An 18,275-nucleotide genomic window follows, 5' to 3' on the forward strand; every position below is an offset into this window, starting at 1 on the left:
GAATCTTGAACGGCTCTCAGTGGAGCAGCAGCGACACCGAAACCAAGCGCCAAGCTGGCTCTCCGTAGCCGGCTCGTCCGCGTCTGTCGGAACAAGCGCTACCGTCACCACCTGAGCCGACTCACGAGTTCGGTTCGCTGTATCGATAGTTGTGCCATACAGAATTAGGTTGCTAGAGGTTGCCAGAAGATTTTCTATTCCCAGTTCGATATATTTGTCAAGCAACGTAGAGGACGAAAAGGCCTAGTAGCGCAGTTCGCGAGGCCGTTTACACCAGACTATGGTAGCATCCGGGTATTCTCACTCATACGATCGCTCGCAGGGTGATCTGCCCAAGTCTTGAACACGCGCTTAGTCCGGATGCCGATAAAAAAAAACCTCAATGCAGTCCCCAGTTCCGCTGCATATTCGTCTTCCGATCGGTTGCGCAACCAATTGCAAGTGCTACTATAGCTTTCAGAGAGGGGCACTATCGTGCGAGTCATCTTCTGCTGCACCCGACTGATTATCAGGGTGGCCGAGAGGGGATTCAGGGTCTCCGTTGACTACCCAATCCCAGAGAACGAGCGCCGACGGCAGGATCAACAGTGACGCGAGGAATGAGTAGACGATCGAAATAGCTGTCAGCACACCAAACTGACCAAGGACGGAGAGAACAGCCAGCACAAGCACGCCGATCCCAAAGGCGGTCGTTGCCATACTTCCCAGTAGGGCTCCGCCAGTCCCGACGACAGTCCGTTCTAGGGCTTCAAATAGCGGGCGCTCGCGGCGCTCGTCAATGAATCGGTGGACGACGTGCACTGAGTAGTCAATTCCTAATCCAATTGTGAGAGAGAGGATCGTCGCCGTGAACGCGTTGAACGATATACCGAGTGCGCGCATCGTCCCGGCGACGGCTGAGACGGAAACAACAATTGGTACGAGGTTCGCAACGCCTAGTGAGGGGAAGTCCTCCAAGATCCAGTAGACGACCACCAAGAAGACCACAGTCAATCCAAGTGCGATCGCGAGACTCGTCACTGCAGACTCAAAGATGAGGTCTGAGACCGCCTGGAAGACAACGGTGTTCCCCGTTGCAGTCGCGTCCATCCGGAAGCGCTCGGAGGCGACCTCACGAGCTGCTATTGTCGCCTCACTATTTGAGGCATCTGCCGAGATTGAGTAGACGATACGTGCGCTTCGGTGGTCATTGGCGAGGTATTGCGAGGCCCGGTCACCGACTGAGGACTGTTCTAACTCACGGTAGATCGTCGGGAGGCTGTCATCTGGTACGCCATTGTCGTTGCGGTCGTTCCGCTCAACTAGCGCGGCAAACTCGGGGTTCTGCTCTGCGTGGTCCTGGATAATCGTCACGATGCTCGTGGCCTCCGCACGTCGATCCCCAGCGTCGACGAATTCCTCGGGTGGATTCTCACCGGCACGGTACAGTTCCTCAAGAGCGGCGTCGTTCTCCATCCGGCCCTCTACGTATATCGTTACAGATCCCCCCTGTGTTCTCGTGAATCTGTCTTCAAGGAAGTTGAGCGTCGCCACGACGCCGTAGTCGCTGGGTGCGAATGGTTCGGGCAGCGACTTCAACAGCGGTGAGACTTCTTCTGGTGGGAGAAAGTCCTCCTGTGAAAATGACGTGTCCACACCTGTCGCATACACACCGGCTCCTGCGCTGAAGACTAGTCCAAGGATAAGGATGACAACTGGCGCTTTCCGCGCGAGCGTGACGCCGATCGAGAGAACTTGCCCAAGACTCGATCCTTCCTCACCAAGAGGGCGTTGGCTGAAGGTTGGGATCGGCCATCCTTCGCGGCGGCGGTCGAGCCACACCTTGGCGGCGGGGAGGAAGATGCCGAAGATCAGGAACGTGAAGATGATGCCGACGCCGGCAACGATCCCGAAGTCGCGGATCGGCGGCAGGTCCGAGGCGAGATTCGAGAGGAAGCCGATGACGGTGGTGCCGGTGACGATGAAGAAGGCGACGAGCAACTGATCGGTCGCGACGGTCATCGCCTCCTCGACGTCGAGGCCGGTCGCTCTGTCCTCCCGATAGCGGTTGATCGCGTGGATTCCGAAGTCGATCCCGACCGCCAGAAGCAACGGCGGGACCGAGATCATAATCTGGTTGAACGGGATGCCCGCAAGTCCGAGGAAGCCGAACGTCCAGATTACGGCCATCCCGAGCGAAATGACGCCCAACAGCAGGTCTAGCAGGTCGCGGTAGGCGACGACGAGGAAGCCGACGATGAGGAGGACGGCCGCGGGCGTGACGATGAGCAGTGAATCGGTAACGACAGTCCCGAACTCGTCGGCGATGATCCCGCTCCCGAAGACGGTGATGTCGGCGTCCAGTTCGGCGTCGATGATCCGCTGGGCCTGGTTCTGGATCGGAGTCATCGGGCTATCGCCCGACTGTCCGGACCCACCGCCGCCGACGTCCTGCGGCAGATCGTGCGTGACGACGCCGATCGTCGACGACGCCGACGCCGCCTTCCGGTTGAAGTCGTTGCTCAGTGTGCCCGTGAAGCCGGGGTTGTCCGCGTTCTCACGCACGGCCCGGCGGATTTCTGACCCAGTCGCCCGTTCCAGCGCGATGATCTGCTCTTCGAGCGTCGTCGCCGACGGGTCGATCGTCTGGGCAACGATGGATGCAGCCGAGGAAGTCTCGGTGACATACATATCGTTTCGATCTTCGAGCGCCTCCTGTGCCCTGAGCATCGCGAGCAACGACTGCTTCGAGAGGACATTGGCGTCCTTTTGCACGAGCTGTGTGCTACCGGGACTCGGCGAGAAGACCGGCAGGAATTCGTTTTCGATCCGTTCGAGCGCATCCGCCGCGGGAATATCTTCGGCGAACTGCTGGGTCCCCGACTCGGTCGAAACGCCACCCAGGCCGACCGCGAAGAGCGCCGTGACGAGCAAGAACGTCAGAATCACCCGCGTGGAGTAGTTGACGATCTTGTCGTCGGCCCAGTCGACGAACCGCTGGTAGTCGAACTGCATCGGTCAGTCCTGTCGACGGTAGTAGAGATATCCCCCACCAGCGAGCAATACGACGAGGACGGCCGCGATGGGGAAGATGGGGAGTCCGCCACCGCCAGACTGTTCCGTTACCTGAACTGGCACTTGGTACGTGTCTGATATAATCGTGTCACCGTCCGGTTCGTCATATTGGAAGTCCATCTTCACTGGGTAGGTCTTCGCCGTCGCTCCATTATCTGCGCTGAGTTGGAAGCGAATTGTCTGTGATTCGCCGGGTTCGAGTCGTTCAATGAACGCCTCATCGTCGGACGACGACAGTGGAGAGTCCATATAGATCTTCGCGGAAACGTCCGAAACCGCATAGTCACGAGTGTTCGTCACAGTTAGCTCAAACTCGCCGCCAGAGCCTGCACTGAACGTCGCGTTAATTGGGTCAACATCGAACTCGGGGGTCCCTTGGCTAACACCGACGCGAGCTGGAAGCGTGTCAGACTGAAGTTTCGTATTCTCTTGGTCCCAGTAGTTGACGCCGAATTCAAACTGACGCGGCCCAGCAACAGCACTGCTCGTCACCTCGACATCGAAGGCGAAGGACGCAGACTCACCTGGATCAAGCGAACCCACAGCAACAGAGGTTTCGATCGGCGTGATCGTTGGGCCAGGATCGCTAAGAGTGACCACGGCATTATCAGCAGTCCGCGGCCCCTCGTTCGTGACCGTCCCCGAGACGGTCTGAGTCTCGCCTACCCGGAGCGAACTTTGCACCTCCTCAATAGAGAATTTCAACTCCCGTGCAGGCGCAAGGCTCGCAGTGAGAGTGTCTCCTTCTTGTTCAACCCCATTCTTATCATCATAGGTGAATGCCACGGACAGGGGCTTAGATCCGTCGTCGCCGACTGATTCATCGATTGCAGCACGGACCGTGACCGTTGTCGACTCCCCAGGTCCCAAGTTGCCGAGTACTTCCTCAGCGGTCCCCCCGTCGACGACGACTCCGCCGCCGCCGGTGATCGTCGCCCGCGTGTTGCGGGCCGTACGTGTTCCAATATTCTCAATCTCAAAGGTCGCATCCCCGCTTGCGCCAGGGGCGACGTTGGTCTCGACATCAGAAACAGCGAATTGCGGTTCGTCGGGGATACGGATAGTAACAGTCTGCCGTTCGCTTGCTGAGAGGCGCTGGGTTCCGCTTGAGGTGACACGGTTGGTATAATCATACCGGACGCGTACGTCGACATCGTAAGTTCCCGGTTTGATATTTTCCGGGACGGCGATACGCTGGGTCACTTCGCCCACTTGCCCATCTCGGATCGGGCCAATCGGCGTTTCGCCCGTTTTCACTTCGAACGGACCACTGTCCTCGATTTCGAGGCTAACACCGCGGGCAGTCGTAACCTGTTCAACAGCAGATCCATAGTCAACCTCGCCATCGTTCGCAATCTGGAACGTGACCGTTTCCTCAGTTCCAGGCGCAAGTTCGTTATCCGGGAGGTATACTTCAAGATCCGGCTCTCCTGACGTGACTCCACTGCTTTCCTGTGCGGCAACAAGCGCTGGTGTCCCAGTCGTCCCAACAAGAACGAGTAGCACAAACCCAGCAACGAGTGCCCGGCCGCCGGCCTTCATCGTAGCCTCCATTGCTCAGTCGAGCGACTGGAAGCCTCATCAGCTCTCGCACGGAGGTATGAATCTCGCGCTGGAGTGCTTTCCGAGATGACAGAGAGACCCATTGTCTTGTACTTACGCGCTCGTGTTATACACTTTTTGATTGTTTGTTCAATCAAATAGCTTAAGGTAGTATATCCAACTCAACTAGGTATGTCTCGACAGCGGATGGGGAAACGCAGGTTGCTGATTATGGGGAGGGCCGTCCAGCTATTTGAACGAATCACACCACGTGTGCGGTCAAAGCAGTGAACAACGACCCGTTTGACGACCCGCAGGAAACGCGAGAGGAGATCCTTGCAGCCACCTATCGAGCACTCGATAAGTATGGTTATTCAGACCTGACGATCCAACGGATTGGGGAGGAGTTCGATAAGAGTACAAGCCTATTGTACTACCACTATGAAAACAAGGACGAACTTGTTCTCGAAACGCTTGATTTCCTCTTAGATGAATTTGAGTCAGACCTCACAGAGACTGACGTTGTAGCTCCGCAAGATCGGCTTGAACAATTTCTCATCCAGACATTCAACGCACTGGCCGAATCGACGCGACCACGCACCTTGCTCGAATTACGGGCCCGGGCTGCTCACGACGAACGCTATCGCCGCCACTTTGACCGAAGCGACCAAGTGTTTAAAAACTACCTTTCAGAGATCCTTGCCGCCGGAATCCAGGAAGGTGCTTTCCGTGATGTGGATCCAGATTCCGTCGCAGCAACGCTCGTCCTGTTCTTCGATGGAGCCCTGCTTCGGTGTGCGATGGACACCGATAACTGGATTGAGCAGGCACGAGCCGAGATCGAGAGATACCTAGAAACACGAGTGTATTCCGAAACAGCTGGATCTACAGAATGACGTGACTTTCTGGTGGTGCAGTTCACCCGATTGAGCGAAGGGCGTCGTTATCTCCCCTGATACTGGGGCCACATTATTTTATAACCTGTGCCTTGAATATCAGCGAAAATCCCGATTCAAATGGTCTCCAAACGCGGATTTTTGACGTTCGTGATTATATGCGCCCTCCTAGTTAGTAGTACAGCACCCGCTGCAGGAAATGAGATCCAATCAGATGAACCCCAATTCAACAGTGGTTCTATAGATCTATCTGCGCTCAGAGATGGAAGTGGCATCGTTGGTGACGCTGAAGACGCATCTGGGACGATTAGTGGCGATGGGTTAACCGTCACTCGAGGAGACGAGACGACGATTTCTGTCTCCCACTCAGATTCTGCGACACTCATAATCGGTGGTGAAGATTTCGGATTTAATACGACGGTGCGCCTCGGAGGTAGCGGCACGAGCGAGGTGACTATTGATACACGGACGACCACAGCCGCAAGCGCTGGCACGTTTATTGATGGGGGTTCGGCGACGCTACACTCGGAACCGCTCGATGACCCCATCAAACCGGCGAAATACCCCCTTCGACTCCTGATTGATGGGGTTGAACGAGATGTGCGAACCCTGTCTGTTGAAGCCCGCGAAGAAATGACGGCAGAGGCGTATCGAGCACCACGTTCGCTCACCCCCTCAGAGTACCTTGGCGATGGCACAGACGGCAATGCGAATGTTGGCCCCGTAGAGGAATCAATGATCGACGGCGAGACGATAACGTATCGTGACTACGCTGTTGCACGATTTACCGAAAGCGGACTCGAAACAGCACTCAACCCGGATGACCTCTCCGGGAGCGCCACAGCAAATGGCCTTCGCATTCTCGTTGAGCAGACCACTCCGCACCCAAATCAAGAGGCTCGAACGTACGTTGCGACGGATAGTGATGCAGTCACCGTACTGCCGAACTTCGCTGAGGACGAAATCTATGTTGTCTGGGACACTGCGAATACCAGTCTCTCTTCACGAACTGATTCAAATCAATACCGCACATCAGTGATTTTGACCGATAAAAGTGCGTTTGTTGACGAAAAAACAACGCTTGCGACGACTACATTTACTCTCCGCGAGGCATCAGTTTCTATAGAACCAATAAACGGCTCCGTCCACCAACCGTGGGATGACGACACCTTTAGAGTGACCGGACAAACCAATCGTGTTGCCAGTACAAGTCTCGAGGTCCGTTTGCGGGGAAAAGGATCGAATTCCTTTTTGGAACTAGATGATGCCCCAGTCGGTTCGGATGGTAGATTTGAGGCAACACTTGACCTTACCTCGGTCCCACTCGGCACGAACGCGACGTTGTGGGTTTGGAACTACCGATCGAAGACAGCCCAGCGTATCCACCTTGTCGCTCCAGATCCAGAGGTCGAACTTCCGTCACAGACAGCGAATGGGACATCCGTCTTGGTCAGTCAGGCAGAACTTCCAGACGGGGGCTACGTCCGTCTTGAAGATACCAGTGGGACAGCAGTTGGGCGGAGTGACTATCTTCAGCCGGGAGAATATGAAAACATCACAGCTGAGCTAAGTACGCCCCTTTTTGAGTCCCAAGAGCTCCGTGCCGAACTAATCCGTGCTGGCGAAGAACAGTCCTACAACCCCGACGCAGCGTATTATGTACAGGAAGAGACGGTTATTAATGACACTGCGTGGGTCGAATTCTCAGATGTACAGACAGAAACAGCAACCCCCACACAAACCACAACATCAACGAGCACACCGACTGCAACCCCCTATCCTGTCGTAACCCGAACACCCCTAGCTCCGGCGGATACGTCGCAGTCCAGTCTACCGCTGTCACCGGTTGTAGTTATTGCAGCGCTCGCTATTGCAAGTATAGTTATTACTCGGCGCAGGACACGATGAGCCACGCTCCCTCATCTCCACAGTGAACAGCAATCTTCCAATTGGATATGGCCAGGCGATTTTTTCACATACAAGAGTCGTACTAGCGAACGTCTCACAAGTGCGACATTGAAATCTGTGATACTGAGATTGCAATCTCCTCAGCTAACGCGAAGTGCTAGCCCGATTTCGGTTGGAGAAGCAATTGTGAAAACACTTCTGCAAAAGAGGTATGCGAACTCCAAATTGCGGTTTCAGCTGAAGCTTCGCTTCGAAGAACACTAAGCAGAAACACATCTGAGTCAACGACAAGAACCCGCACAGCGCCTTTGGCATATCGCTTGTGGGTCGAGATAGAATCTGCAGTTACACAATCAAGTTCAGACCAAATCTTGGGGAGTTCTTTCCCCTTTTCATAGAGAATATGAACCTCGATACCACGGTCACAGCACGCCTGCAGCTCAACAAGCAATTCGGTGTTTAGATTTTGGGGATTGGCCGTATAATACGTAACACGCTCTTCGGCATCTTGGGTGAGTTTGATAATCCGACCAGTAATCGCGGCTTCGCCAGTGATGGTCCAGATATCTTCACTTTCTTCCGCGGCAGGCTCCGCTTGCTTTTCCAATTCTTCAAGACGGCTAAATGCTGTGTGACGCTTGCTCTCAAACCGATTCTTGAGCTGGTTTTCCACCTCTGAAAGAGAGACTGGTCGGTAAACCTGAGGATTCGACTGTTGGCTGTTAATGAAACCTCGCTCTTCAAGATCGTCGGCAGTAGTATACACCTGCGACCGCGGGACGTCGGCAATTTCGGCTACATCACGCGCTGTCCCACTTCCGAGCTGAACAAGCGCAACAAAGACACGAGCTTCATACGTAGCGAGCCCGAGCTCAATGAGCGCGTCAACTACGTCTTGTTCGTCCATTATAGGTATAGCTCATTATCTACCCACTGTACTCAGGTTTTCTATATTGTTGTTACCTCGTGACATATGAGGCATCAAACAAGGGGAACAATCAATGACGTTGGTTCAGCCCACATCGACGAAACGTGACATCCTCCCCGAGATGAGCAATCATCTCGAGGCTTCCCGTACCGCGGGTGGGAGATTTCTGGTTTACGACACACTCTGCTGTGGTGTGAAAACACCACGCCTCTCGTGAAACAGGTGTACCGATGGCTGTGCCACACAGCCGTTACTCCTATCCCTTGTATGAGGATTCGGAGTTAGGTACTGTCGACTTGTTTCAGCACGATTGCACTCACGGTTCCCAACAAGGCCACATTCCTTACAAATATAGAGACCGTTCGTATCAGGTTCTGGACCCGGGCCCGCACCACAGCGTGAGCAGTGGTGTGTGATATTTTTGAAATCCTGCTTGACAACATCAATCCCATATTCTTCGGCCTTATATCGAAGATACTGATACAGGCGTTCAAATGAGTGAGATAAAGGATCAGAATACTCAGACGCCTGAGGCCATGTTACAGCAAGCGTCCCAACATCTTGACTCGCACATTTATCGATTATCGAACGGGTAAGTGTATGGTAGTAGTGGGTCTTGCGACGGGAGAGTTTACACCTACCTTGTGCATCGGGTGTTGAGGTATTGACGGAGGAAGGAGATTCCTGCTGGGTATTCTGGGCAAAGTAATGAAGATCTTCATTGATTGAGTTTCCTGGGTACAGGATGTACTCATCAGGCAGTGCAACAGCAGCGAGGTTTCCACCACCTAGAGCAACACCTGCGTATGAATCACCAGTCGACTCAACAGATAACTCAACCTTACAGACGAAGTGGAGTTCCCACTGGCCGTGTGTCCAAACGGCTCGCACCTGCTGGATTCGATCAACATCAGAGAGGTCAACATCCGGGCGGGTCTCGTACTCACAGAGGATGAAATCTGAAAAGTGCGATTTCAGATTCGATCCTTTACTCAATCGCACACGATTGTGTTCTGGATCGTGGGTGAACCCAATCTGTTTGAAGGTGACTGTTGACCGAGGATGAGTCTCACCATATTTCCGGTAGCCAGGAGGACTTGCTGCGGGATTCTGCTCGCGGGTCTGAAACCACGATCGGTATGCTTCAGCGAGTTCTTCAATGACTCGCTGACTTGATTGGGCATTAAGATCGCGATACCGCTCGTGGTTCTTCAAATACGATTTGAGTGGGCCTGCACCGGGTGTTTCTCCCGTTTCTGCCCGGATCCGTTCGGCGGTCCAACGAGCTACATTCCACAGCTTTGAGGCAGCAATACCAAGCGAATCTAACTCGTCACACACCTGACTGTGGTTAGTGATGGATCCAACGTAGGTCCGCGTGACGGTTAGATTCGCCATCCTCACTGCTCATTTGGGACGGAGAATGGCTTAGTGGTTTCGCTGGCTCGGGAGGTTCCATCACCAACTGCATTCCCCGGACAGTCTGTGAACCGCCTCGGGGTCAAGCCCCGGGGCATTCGCCTCAACCGCCTGTAAATGCGTGGTGACAGGTGAGGAGGTAACTCGTATCATCAGTAACTACTGTAAAGCCGGTGTATTTCGCTTCACTACCGCTATAATTGATCGTGGCTTGCTTGATTAAAATCAAGCTCGCCTATCCCCATAGGCTAACCACGATCAAGTGGCGCTATGACACGCGTTAGTGGGCACGATCTTTCGCGCCCAATGTGAGTGGTAGACATTGAGGTGTATATGTTTTTCTCTCTGAACACCACCTCTCCCTACTCCCTCGGCGCTCCGTCCCTTGCTCCTTGAGGCCAGAGACTCTTCCGTCAACTCCCCCGCCCTACTTCGCTCACCCTGATGGGTTCGCTCGTTGAGGGTGGGGGTATGTCCGTGGACTCGGCCTCTGACCCTTCCGGGTAGGCGGTGAATCCGCTGTTCGGCGTTCACGGAAGCCGAGTTCTCGTGCAACCCATCAGGTTTCGACGAACCCAGAGGACGTCACAATCCCAGACTTCAAAGCAAGTTGGCTGTTGGCCGTCTGCGGAGACGACTGTTGGCCCCGACGGACATACCCCATCCGAATGTTCTTCGCCGTCGCAAAGTCACGCAGTGACTTTGCTGCCCGCCGGATGTAATCCGGCGACCGCGTTGTAGTCCGCGTTCGCCTCCAACGTGCACTGCTGGCACCGGAAGTCGTTGCGAATCGGGCGGTTCTCTTGAATTTCGCTGAACAGCACAGCTTCATACGGACGGCACACCGGATGTGTCAGTTCTCAGCGTCGGCATATCCTTCGGAAACATACTGACACGCTCGTTCAACAGTCCGTTCGCCGTAGGTTGCACCATCGGCATAGTGGACGTCGTCCCACTTCTCCCGCATCAGTCTCGATTCCCGGAAGAGTTGATCAACACGAACTGAATCGCCGTTTGTCCAAAAACCCAGTAGACAACAGAGCGCCATATCTGCCTCAGAATGGCTGGCATATCCAGTGACGTCACCGTCCCAGAGGGCTGCAAACTTCTCACCATTGGCTGCATTCCGTGCTCTTTCGATCAACTCATCATCATCCATCTCAGAGGTATAGGACAGTTTTCGATCCATTCCTTCGGCAGGTGACGAAGTTGGCGAACCCGATGACGACGAGACAGCCACATACTGTCGGTGAACAGCACGAACAGCAGCAGGACGCTTGCAGATCTGATTTGGAGTCCCATTCAACGGTATCCCTGTCATCGTGAAGAACCGGCTCTCGTCGTACATTTCTACACTACCGTGACGCCGTGGCCCGTCCGGTAACTGACCCCGAACAATCACGTGTAGTCCGGTCTTTGAAGGAGAAATCTCCGTATATGAGTGGAGACGCAGAAGAATCGCAATTGCATCTTTGGAGAGGGAACCTGTTCCTGGGTTGCGACAGTCGTCAAGATCAATCCCAACATACGGGTCATCGCGAGTGAACACGAAGCCAATACCCGAGATATCGGGTTGGCGTGCGGATCTGAGCGCTTCATCGAACGTGCCCCACGTATCTGGATCGGCCGTCGACGCAAAGTCACCGCCAGTGGGATCGACCGGCACTTTGGTCTGTTTTCCCTTTCTATTTTGAGACGCCCAACAGACCCACTGGGGACAGTGGCGAAGCTGGATCGGAATCGAATTCGGGTTCATATCACCTCATCCTCAGAAAGAACTGAGCCATTCGTTCGCTGATCGACTGTCGACGTATGCCCTCCCAGATCCGATATTGAATTCTCAGTCATCTCATCTGCTTCATCGCGCTGCTCGCCTCGACCTTGTGAGAGACTCGCTGCTTCAAACGAACTGGCACGAACGCGAAGCGGGAACCACCCCTCTTCGTCAATCCCCAAGAGGGCTTCCGAGTAGCCATCTTCGTCATTCCCTGCTTTCGCTGTCCGGACCCAGTTCACTTCTCGGTCGGAGAGGCCAAACCACTCCGCGAGCTTGTCTGCTTCTTCCTGAACGCGATGAATCAGCGTCATCGAACAAAGGTTTGCGATGGTTCGCGCCTCCGGTGTCAACGCGAACTCGCCTCCAGTCTGCGTAATGAATTGCAACGAGAGATCGTAATGCCGACTGTGTCGAACAGCAGTCTCAAGGAATCCGAGTGAGGTGGCATCGTTCATCAGATAATGCGCTTCGTCGATCGCAAACACAACCCGTTTGTCTGTTCCCTTGGCCCGCTCGTACACCGCATTAAACAGCACTTGCATCATCAGCCCCGTCTCTGAGCGACCACGAGTCCCCTCTTCTTGATGCAGATCGAGATAGATCACTTTCGAGTGCAGGTCGAATTCCGTCGGCTCTGCGAGATTAGCCAAGTCTCCGCCCTCACGGAACGATGGCCGAAGATCCGTCAGCAACGACTGTGCATCGGTGCTAACGCGCTGTTGCTCACCTTCCGTGAGATAGCCGAAGTTCTCTGGTGTGCGAAGAAGATCTTCCAGTACTGAGATAACGTCACGAACCGTAGGCGATGGTCGGTGATGCGTAGCGGGATCGCGAGTGATTCCCTGCCGTTCATAGGTTTCTTGAATCGCTCGTCTGAGAGTCTGCTTTCGACGAGCTAATGGACTCGTGGCGACGTGCTCGAAGAACGTTTCAAAGAAGGTCAGGACCCATGCTATCTGTTCGGACCACGGATCCAGATCAGGAACCTCTGTGAGAACGTTTGATGGGGTGGGTTGCAAATCAAGCGGGTTGAAACCACGCGTACCCCCTACCGTGATGCGTTCCCCACCAAGGGCTGCATTCACACCGGCGAAGCCTTCCAATGGATCGAGCATAATGAGAATCGTATCCGAATCATACATCGCTCGACGGACGAGTTGCAACTTCGTTGAGAAGGACTTTCCAGCCCCGAGTTTCCCGATAACCATCGTACAGTAGCCGGTCTCGCGGTTGAATCGATCGAGAATCAACGGACTCTCATTGAGTGCGTAGGTGCCGTATTCGATACCCGGCTCTGCAAACGTCCCTGCAAGAAACGGAAACATCGCCCCAACAGCGCCGCCCAAGATTGGCGTCCGCGTATCTAGTGTGTCATTCAGTCGGTCGACACCAACGGGACTGGCCGAGATAAGGGAGTCAAGTTGCGCCCAGCGTGGTGTTACGGGCGTCAGATTCGCGGGAGAGCGACGCGCAGTGGCTGCGACCGCATTTGACGCAATCTCGTCAGGAGTGTCTCCGCGCACTGTAAGATACATCGACGTATCGAACGCCTTCATCGAGGTATTCCGCAGGACGTCGTACATCGCCTGATAGTCTTCCAAGTCTTTCCGGACACCACGAGCACCGGCGCGGTGTTTCTCAGCTAGATATTCGTGATCCGCTTCGAGGTCTTCGATTTGGTTCTCAAGCGAATCGAGTGTCCGATTCGTATCGCGAGGGTCGAGATGAATGCTGATATCTGTATTGCGGGTTTCAGCCGTAGAATACAGCGTCTCGAAGAGGCCATCGACAGGTGCATCAGGATATTCCCCGATCCACAGCGTCCGAGCCCACGTCTCACCCGTGGCAACCGCACTGGGTGTCCGCTCAATACTTGAGGGACTGAGTACGGTTTGATGGATATCGGGAATCGTCCCAAGGTCATCCCCTTCTGGAGTATATGCGACAGAAACCCCCGCTGGTGCTTCGTCTGTGAGCGCACTATCCCCACGCTCGGATTCAGCTATTGGCTCTTCTGAAGAGTCCGAGTCCCAGAACGGAATCCACTCTCGAATCATTGCTCACCTCGGACGAGTGGACGCGTCCGCAACACACGAGATAGGTCTCCATATGCTGGTGTCTCGCCCGTCCAGAATGCACCGATCACTTCGACCGCGTCGACTGCCGAAACCCGGTGTGCGTTACAGCCCTCGATCTCACGAAGACCAGAAGTAATCCGTCGAAGCCGTTCGTCCAGTGCATCGAATTGTGCTGCTTGCTGTGCTTGAACACCGGGAGCAAGCCACGATTGAATCAAAAGCCCAAGCACCGGAACGTTCGATAATTTCTGTGTGAGGCTTTCGTGATCGAATTGGACCTCTCTGGGCCGCACAGAGACGATTATGTAGTGATCGCGGATCGTCATTCGACGCTCATCCAGATCCGCAGCGTACCACGCAACGTAGTGCTCGATCAACGACGCGAGACGAGGATTCGACTTCACATCAGGGTCATCTAATCGAGATTCGTACCGCGACAGATACTCGTCTGCAGGAAATTCCTCGGTCGTCGAGTAGATCTGGATCGGGAACTCCACGACTGTGTTACAAAAGTCTTGGAAAGCCTCGGCTTTCGCAGCCCATTCAGCATCGGTTGCGAGTGCCATCGTCGGTGAGGAAACTTGCACCAATCCAACGAGTGTCCCATCCGTTCGCTCAATTGCATTCTGCTTGGGATATACGCGCTCAATCTGCGTATACTGCTTGGCGTCCTCGTGTGCGATTTCCTTGTCACTTCGGTGGTAACCAAGGAACGTCCCAAACCACTCGAGGCTTGTCGTATACGAGGGCGTCAGATAGACGAAAAGACCCCCAATCAGAATCGCCAGTCCTGCGATTGGGAGTGTGAACGTCTGGAGCTGATAGCCACCGAGACGCACCGAAGACGGCAAGAGGACTTGCGTGAGGAGAATCACGACGACGCCTGGGAATAAGGCGACGGCAAGATCCGTTAGTGTGTAGGTGCCGAACAGTTTGGCGTCTGTACCGAGTGATTTAGGAATCCGCTTTGCTGGATCGTGTGTACTCATCGTTCCGTATCGCGTTGTGACTCATCGCGCGGCGACTGAGTGCCACGGCTTTGGTTATCTCCTGTACTCTTCGTCTGACTGTTCCCAGTGCGTTGCTGTGATGTCGACCGTGAGAGTCGGCTCCGGAGCGCGCCAAAGCGCTCGGTATCTGTCCCTCCATCTTGCTCTGGAGCGATCTGTTCACGAACCCGACCACCAGTGTCACGAGCGCGCGACCGAAGTCTGAGGCCAGCACGGTTTGCCCGAGAGCCTCCTGCTCCGAAGACACGGGTTCCATCCGCCTGTATAGCGCTGTCGCCGCGAAGCCCACGGGCGAAATTCTTGCTGTGGTGGACGCCAGTCTGTCCGGCGGCCTTGGTTCGGGCAGCCCGACGCTGTGCTTGATGTCGTGAGACCTGATTCGAGGCGCGGTCAAGCGTGAAGAAGAGCGCGCCGGCTTGCCAGAATAGAATGAATGGGGAGACAATTGCCACGATGGGGATGATGAGCGCAGCGAGCCACGCAGTTATACCTTCAACAGTCAGGTCTAAGTTTTCACCAAGGAGCTCTCCAAGCCGGAACAGCAGTGCAACTGGGACGGTCATAAACAGAAATGGGACGTAGAATCCGGCTAGGCGCTTCACGAACTTGGAGACGAGTGTGAGTGGACCCACTCCGGGGATCCACAACGCGATGAGAAGCGGCATCAGCAGGACAAAGAGATAGAGGATCACTTCACGCGCAAAGTACAGAATTGCGATGAGAGCAAATAAGACGAGGTCGGTAGCCATCGTGATAGCTACACCAAGTGCACCGAGTGCACTGAAGGACAGAGTCTGAAAGAGCGAAATATCGGATAAATCGGGGACAAGAAAGCCAGTGAGTGCTTCAATCAATCGAAGTGACAGGGCAGCCATCCACCACCACAGCAGGATGCCAAGGAGGCCAGAAAACGCTCGCTTCTTGAGTTTTGAGCGGTGGTAGCTTCCGAAGAGATGACTCGTCGTCTCGAAGAAAATGACGAGCCCGATTGAAAGTCCCCAGAGCAGAAGTGCAAGTGGAATCAGCGACTCCCAGTAGTAATCATACAGGCTGGGCCACACGCCGTTTGTCGGTCGACTGAACACGGCGTCTGGGTGTGGTGTTCCGACTACAGTTTCAAGCAATGTGTTAGCGTGCTTTTCAATGAGCCCTTCAATAGGACCGAAGAGAGTCCGAAGAAGTTGCTTGAACGCTTCCTCGATAACATCACCAAGAGCGCTCATCAAGTACCGTCTCCTGAGTAACCAGTATTATCTTCAATTAGCTGAATGGAGAGGTCAGTACACGCGTACTCATTACGAGAACTCAGTAAGATCTCCCCGTCCATTGAGATTTGTATTGACTTCTCAATCACCTCACCGGAAGCAACACCGACGAGAATTGTGGCCTCAATAACCTCATAACACGACTCTACGCTTTCCGCATCAAAGAGTAATGGAAGCCCGGTTCCAACGTACGTTTGCGTTTCGTTGGGGCCTAAGATAATCTCAGCAGGCTGTGAAGGTTTGTTGAGGTAAGGAATCCCTGGACCGAAAAAGAATCTGTCCTCCACTCTTCGGCTTGGAACTCCCCGATATGCGAATTCGTAGACCCACGTTGAGGCAGTCCCTACGTTCTCGATGGTGACTTCTAGCTGAGCGAAATCGCTCCGGCTCGTTGCGTCCGGACGCTGCTGAACATCAACGACTTGCAGTTCTGGTCGCAGGTCAAGCTCACGTGTGACTGTTCGTTCGGGAAGGATCGCTACGAGTTCATACTTACCAGGCGTATAGTGGTCATAGCTACTGAGCCCCTCTCGCAGATCTAACATTTCAATCCGGACGGTAGTTGCACCGGTTGCAACAGCACTCTGCGAAAAGATACTGCCATCAGGTGCGATCAGGTTGAGCTGCTCCACCGCGTGTTCATCGTGTAATCGAACCACAAGATGAGACTCCTCAAAGGAGATCTCTTGGAACACTGGGTCACTTCCGTCAAGACAGCCAGCAAGAGCCAGCGAACCTGAAAGGACCCCTGCGCGGAGGAAGCCACGACGCGAGATGAATGGTTCAAGACCCATCAGAGCCACCTCCAAGGTGGCCAGACACGCCAGCCTGTGATGCGATCGACAATGAACACGCCAAAGAGAAACACTGCGATGGGAATCGCGAGCTGGTAGAGGGACGACAGTAACTGTAGGACCGTCCCACGCGGATAGACGATATCGGAGTCACCAACGTATCCGGGCGTGGAAAACCACCAGCGACCAGGTTCATATCGAGCAGAGACACCACCGACTGGTCTCGCAATCGTCCTCGTCACCGTTCCATCCCCACTCGTGTTTATGCGCTGGTCCTGGAGAACGATGAAGCCCTCACGGCCCGTTGTATTGATTGGCTCACCGGTTTGCTGATCGCGAAGCGTCACCCGAACAGTTACCGTTTCATCAGTCACGTCCAGAGCCTGCAGTGAGAGATTGCTTCGATGAATCTGAATGGACGAGAACGAGTCCGGGTCGGCCGGGGCTTGGACACCTTGAACTAATCCAGCGGCGGTCACATCCTCGATACCGAAGACAGCTGTCTCCGCTCGCGTTGCGATACTGAAACTGGCAGTATAGGGCGTTGTAAGGGAATCTAATTCAACATTCGCTGGAAGAGCTGGTGGCTGTGTCTCGCGGCCGGCCACCTCCAAGAGAGTCAGATTCTGAGAGGAAGAGACAGTCGGCCCTGACTCAATCGGGTACGCATTCACTTGCAGTGGGTGGATAGGTGAATGCTGTGTGGTCGTTCGACCAGCGGTGCTTGTCACAAGCGTGTCCCAGCCTGAGTCCCGGGCCGCGTAGAAGCGCCATACACCTCTGACCTCTCCGTTCGGAAGCGAATACCCCAGCCACGGCTGGTTCTTGTACACGACCAGTCCGAGATCACCATCAGGGTACCGGGCGGTAAATCCCGAGACCTCGAGATCGTAGGCGACGACCGCAACACGGTCACGAACGGTCACTGTCTCCGTCGGATAGGCCACTGAACTCGACCAGCGAAGGCACTCACTATTGTTTGACTGCGTGCAAACGGCTGTCTGCTTCTGGAATCCGACTACGATATCTGATTCAAGCGTGAGCGTGTGCGGTTGCCCTCCAAGCCCCTCTAACTCGTATGCGTGCGCGTGCGTGTGATCTCCACTATTTGTGGAGATAACCGTATCGTCGATCAGGAGGCGCGTTTCGACGATGTCGTGACGCACAAGCTCCCACTCAACACGTGAGGATCCGTCTTCCTCATCCTGCGGAACGGCAATCCGGTAATCTGTTGTTCCAAGAACGGTCCCATTGCGAGCGACATAGAGTGGTTGCATCTCAGGCGAGACGCGTGCCCGCGTTGAGGGCTGCACCGCGAAAACCGCAGTGTAGGCATCCTTGATAAACACCCCCTCTCGAAGCTCGACATCGGATGGGTGGATCGACCGACTGGCATCTGTCTCGGGGAAGTCGCGGAGGTCCATCCGATTCCATTGTTCGACGGCTTTCGGAGGTTCGTCAAGCGGAATATCTGTCCCTACGGCGAGCCCACAGATTCCAGTGCTCGTATTCGCCGTTCGACTCTCAAACACGGTGATATTCGGAGCATCGACGTCGCCCGCCCAGAGTGAGCAATAGGTCGTCTCATTGAACCCGTGCTCAGG

General features: G+C 54.6%; 12 protein-coding genes and 1 pseudogene. 2 read left to right on the plus strand and 11 right to left on the minus strand.

Annotated features, from left to right (window positions below):
• Nucleotides 1–456 precede the first annotated feature (456 nt).
• Nucleotides 457–2,994, minus strand: a complete 2,538-nt coding sequence (locus NO362_RS00170) for an efflux RND transporter permease subunit (RefSeq protein ID WP_256545671.1) — start codon at nucleotides 2,992–2,994, stop codon at nucleotides 457–459.
• Between the two features lie 3 nt (nucleotides 2,995–2,997).
• Entirely contained in the window at nucleotides 2,998–4,608 is a 1,611-nt protein-coding gene (locus tag NO362_RS00175; RefSeq protein WP_256545672.1) for a COG1361 S-layer family protein, read from the minus strand.
• Between the two features lie 275 nt (nucleotides 4,609–4,883).
• Here NO362_RS00175 and NO362_RS00180 point away from each other — a divergent pair, with 275 nt between their 5' ends.
• Entirely contained in the window at nucleotides 4,884–5,492 is a 609-nt protein-coding gene (locus tag NO362_RS00180; protein ID WP_256545673.1) for a TetR/AcrR family transcriptional regulator, read from the plus strand.
• 120 nt (nucleotides 5,493–5,612) lie between these two features.
• A complete protein-coding gene (locus tag NO362_RS00185; protein WP_256545674.1) occupies nucleotides 5,613–7,400 on the plus strand; it encodes a DUF7282 domain-containing protein in 1,788 nt (595 codons plus the stop codon).
• Between the two features lie 157 nt (nucleotides 7,401–7,557).
• On the opposite strand, the gene NO362_RS00190 is transcribed toward NO362_RS00185, so the two are convergent.
• The 9 genes and pseudogenes from NO362_RS00190 to NO362_RS00230 all read right to left on the minus strand — a co-directional run bounded on the left by NO362_RS00190 (nucleotide 7,558) and on the right by NO362_RS00230 (nucleotide 18,095).
• The gene (locus tag NO362_RS00190) at nucleotides 7,558–8,307 is read right to left on the minus strand and encodes a TrmB family transcriptional regulator (RefSeq protein WP_256545675.1); all 750 of its coding nucleotides are present in this window, start codon (nucleotides 8,305–8,307) and stop codon (nucleotides 7,558–7,560) included.
• A gap of 192 nt (nucleotides 8,308–8,499) precedes the next feature.
• On the minus strand, nucleotides 8,500–9,726 hold the full coding sequence (locus NO362_RS00195) for an RNA-guided endonuclease InsQ/TnpB family protein (RefSeq protein ID WP_256545676.1): 1,227 nt from the start codon (nucleotides 9,724–9,726) through the stop codon (nucleotides 8,500–8,502).
• 457 nt (nucleotides 9,727–10,183) lie between these two features.
• A pseudogene (locus NO362_RS00200) lies at nucleotides 10,184–10,550 on the minus strand (hypothetical protein); the annotation flags it as partial.
• A 50-nt stretch (nucleotides 10,551–10,600) separates the two neighbouring features.
• Entirely contained in the window at nucleotides 10,601–11,503 is a 903-nt protein-coding gene (locus tag NO362_RS00205) for a phage NrS-1 polymerase family protein (protein WP_256545677.1), read from the minus strand.
• The gene (locus NO362_RS00210; protein ID WP_256545678.1) at nucleotides 11,500–13,581 is read right to left on the minus strand and encodes a VirB4 family type IV secretion system protein; all 2,082 of its coding nucleotides are present in this window, start codon (nucleotides 13,579–13,581) and stop codon (nucleotides 11,500–11,502) included. The genes NO362_RS00205 and NO362_RS00210 overlap by 4 nt, the downstream gene beginning before the upstream one ends.
• Nucleotides 13,578–14,591, minus strand: coding sequence for a TraC-like domain-containing protein (locus NO362_RS00215; RefSeq protein WP_256545679.1), 1,014 nt, complete (start codon nucleotides 14,589–14,591; stop codon nucleotides 13,578–13,580). The genes NO362_RS00210 and NO362_RS00215 overlap by 4 nt, the downstream gene beginning before the upstream one ends.
• Entirely contained in the window at nucleotides 14,588–15,835 is a 1,248-nt protein-coding gene (locus NO362_RS00220; protein ID WP_256545680.1) for a TrbL/VirB6 family protein, read from the minus strand. Before NO362_RS00220 ends, NO362_RS00215 begins: the two co-directional genes overlap by 4 nt.
• A complete protein-coding gene (locus NO362_RS00225; RefSeq protein WP_256545681.1) occupies nucleotides 15,835–16,671 on the minus strand; it encodes a hypothetical protein in 837 nt (278 codons plus the stop codon). Before NO362_RS00225 ends, NO362_RS00220 begins: the two co-directional genes overlap by 1 nt.
• Complete coding sequence (locus tag NO362_RS00230; RefSeq protein WP_256545682.1) at nucleotides 16,671–18,095, minus strand: DUF8186 domain-containing protein; 1,425 nt, start codon at nucleotides 18,093–18,095, stop codon at nucleotides 16,671–16,673. Before NO362_RS00230 ends, NO362_RS00225 begins: the two co-directional genes overlap by 1 nt.
• Nucleotides 18,096–18,275 lie beyond the last annotated feature (180 nt).

The organism is Halobellus inordinatus (assembly GCF_024498335.1).
Taxonomy (GTDB): domain Archaea; phylum Halobacteriota; class Halobacteria; order Halobacteriales; family Haloferacaceae; genus Haloquadratum; species Haloquadratum inordinatus.

Bases quoted from the DNA above. Each gene is read 5' to 3' on its own strand.
- NO362_RS00210 (WP_256545678.1), bottom strand. From the start codon at position 13,581: ATGATTCGAGAGTGGATTCCGTTCTGGGACTCGGACTCTTCAGAAGAG.
- NO362_RS00175 (WP_256545672.1), bottom strand. From the start codon at position 4,608: ATGGAGGCTACGATGAAGGCCGGCGGCCGGGCACTCGTTGCTGGGTTT.
- NO362_RS00195 (WP_256545676.1), bottom strand. From the start codon at position 9,726: ATGGCGAATCTAACCGTCACGCGGACCTACGTTGGATCCATCACTAAC.
- NO362_RS00170 (WP_256545671.1), bottom strand. From the start codon at position 2,994: ATGCAGTTCGACTACCAGCGGTTCGTCGACTGGGCCGACGACAAGATC.
- NO362_RS00215 (WP_256545679.1), bottom strand. From the start codon at position 14,591: ATGAGTACACACGATCCAGCAAAGCGGATTCCTAAATCACTCGGTACA.
- NO362_RS00220 (WP_256545680.1), bottom strand. From the start codon at position 15,835: ATGAGCGCTCTTGGTGATGTTATCGAGGAAGCGTTCAAGCAACTTCTT.
- NO362_RS00230 (WP_256545682.1), bottom strand. From the start codon at position 18,095: ATGGACCTCCGCGACTTCCCCGAGACAGATGCCAGTCGGTCGATCCAC.
- NO362_RS00225 (WP_256545681.1), bottom strand. From the start codon at position 16,671: ATGGGTCTTGAACCATTCATCTCGCGTCGTGGCTTCCTCCGCGCAGGG.
- NO362_RS00205 (WP_256545677.1), bottom strand. From the start codon at position 11,503: ATGAACCCGAATTCGATTCCGATCCAGCTTCGCCACTGTCCCCAGTGG.
- NO362_RS00185 (WP_256545674.1), top strand. From the start codon at position 5,613: ATGGTCTCCAAACGCGGATTTTTGACGTTCGTGATTATATGCGCCCTC.
- NO362_RS00190 (WP_256545675.1), bottom strand. From the start codon at position 8,307: ATGGACGAACAAGACGTAGTTGACGCGCTCATTGAGCTCGGGCTCGCT.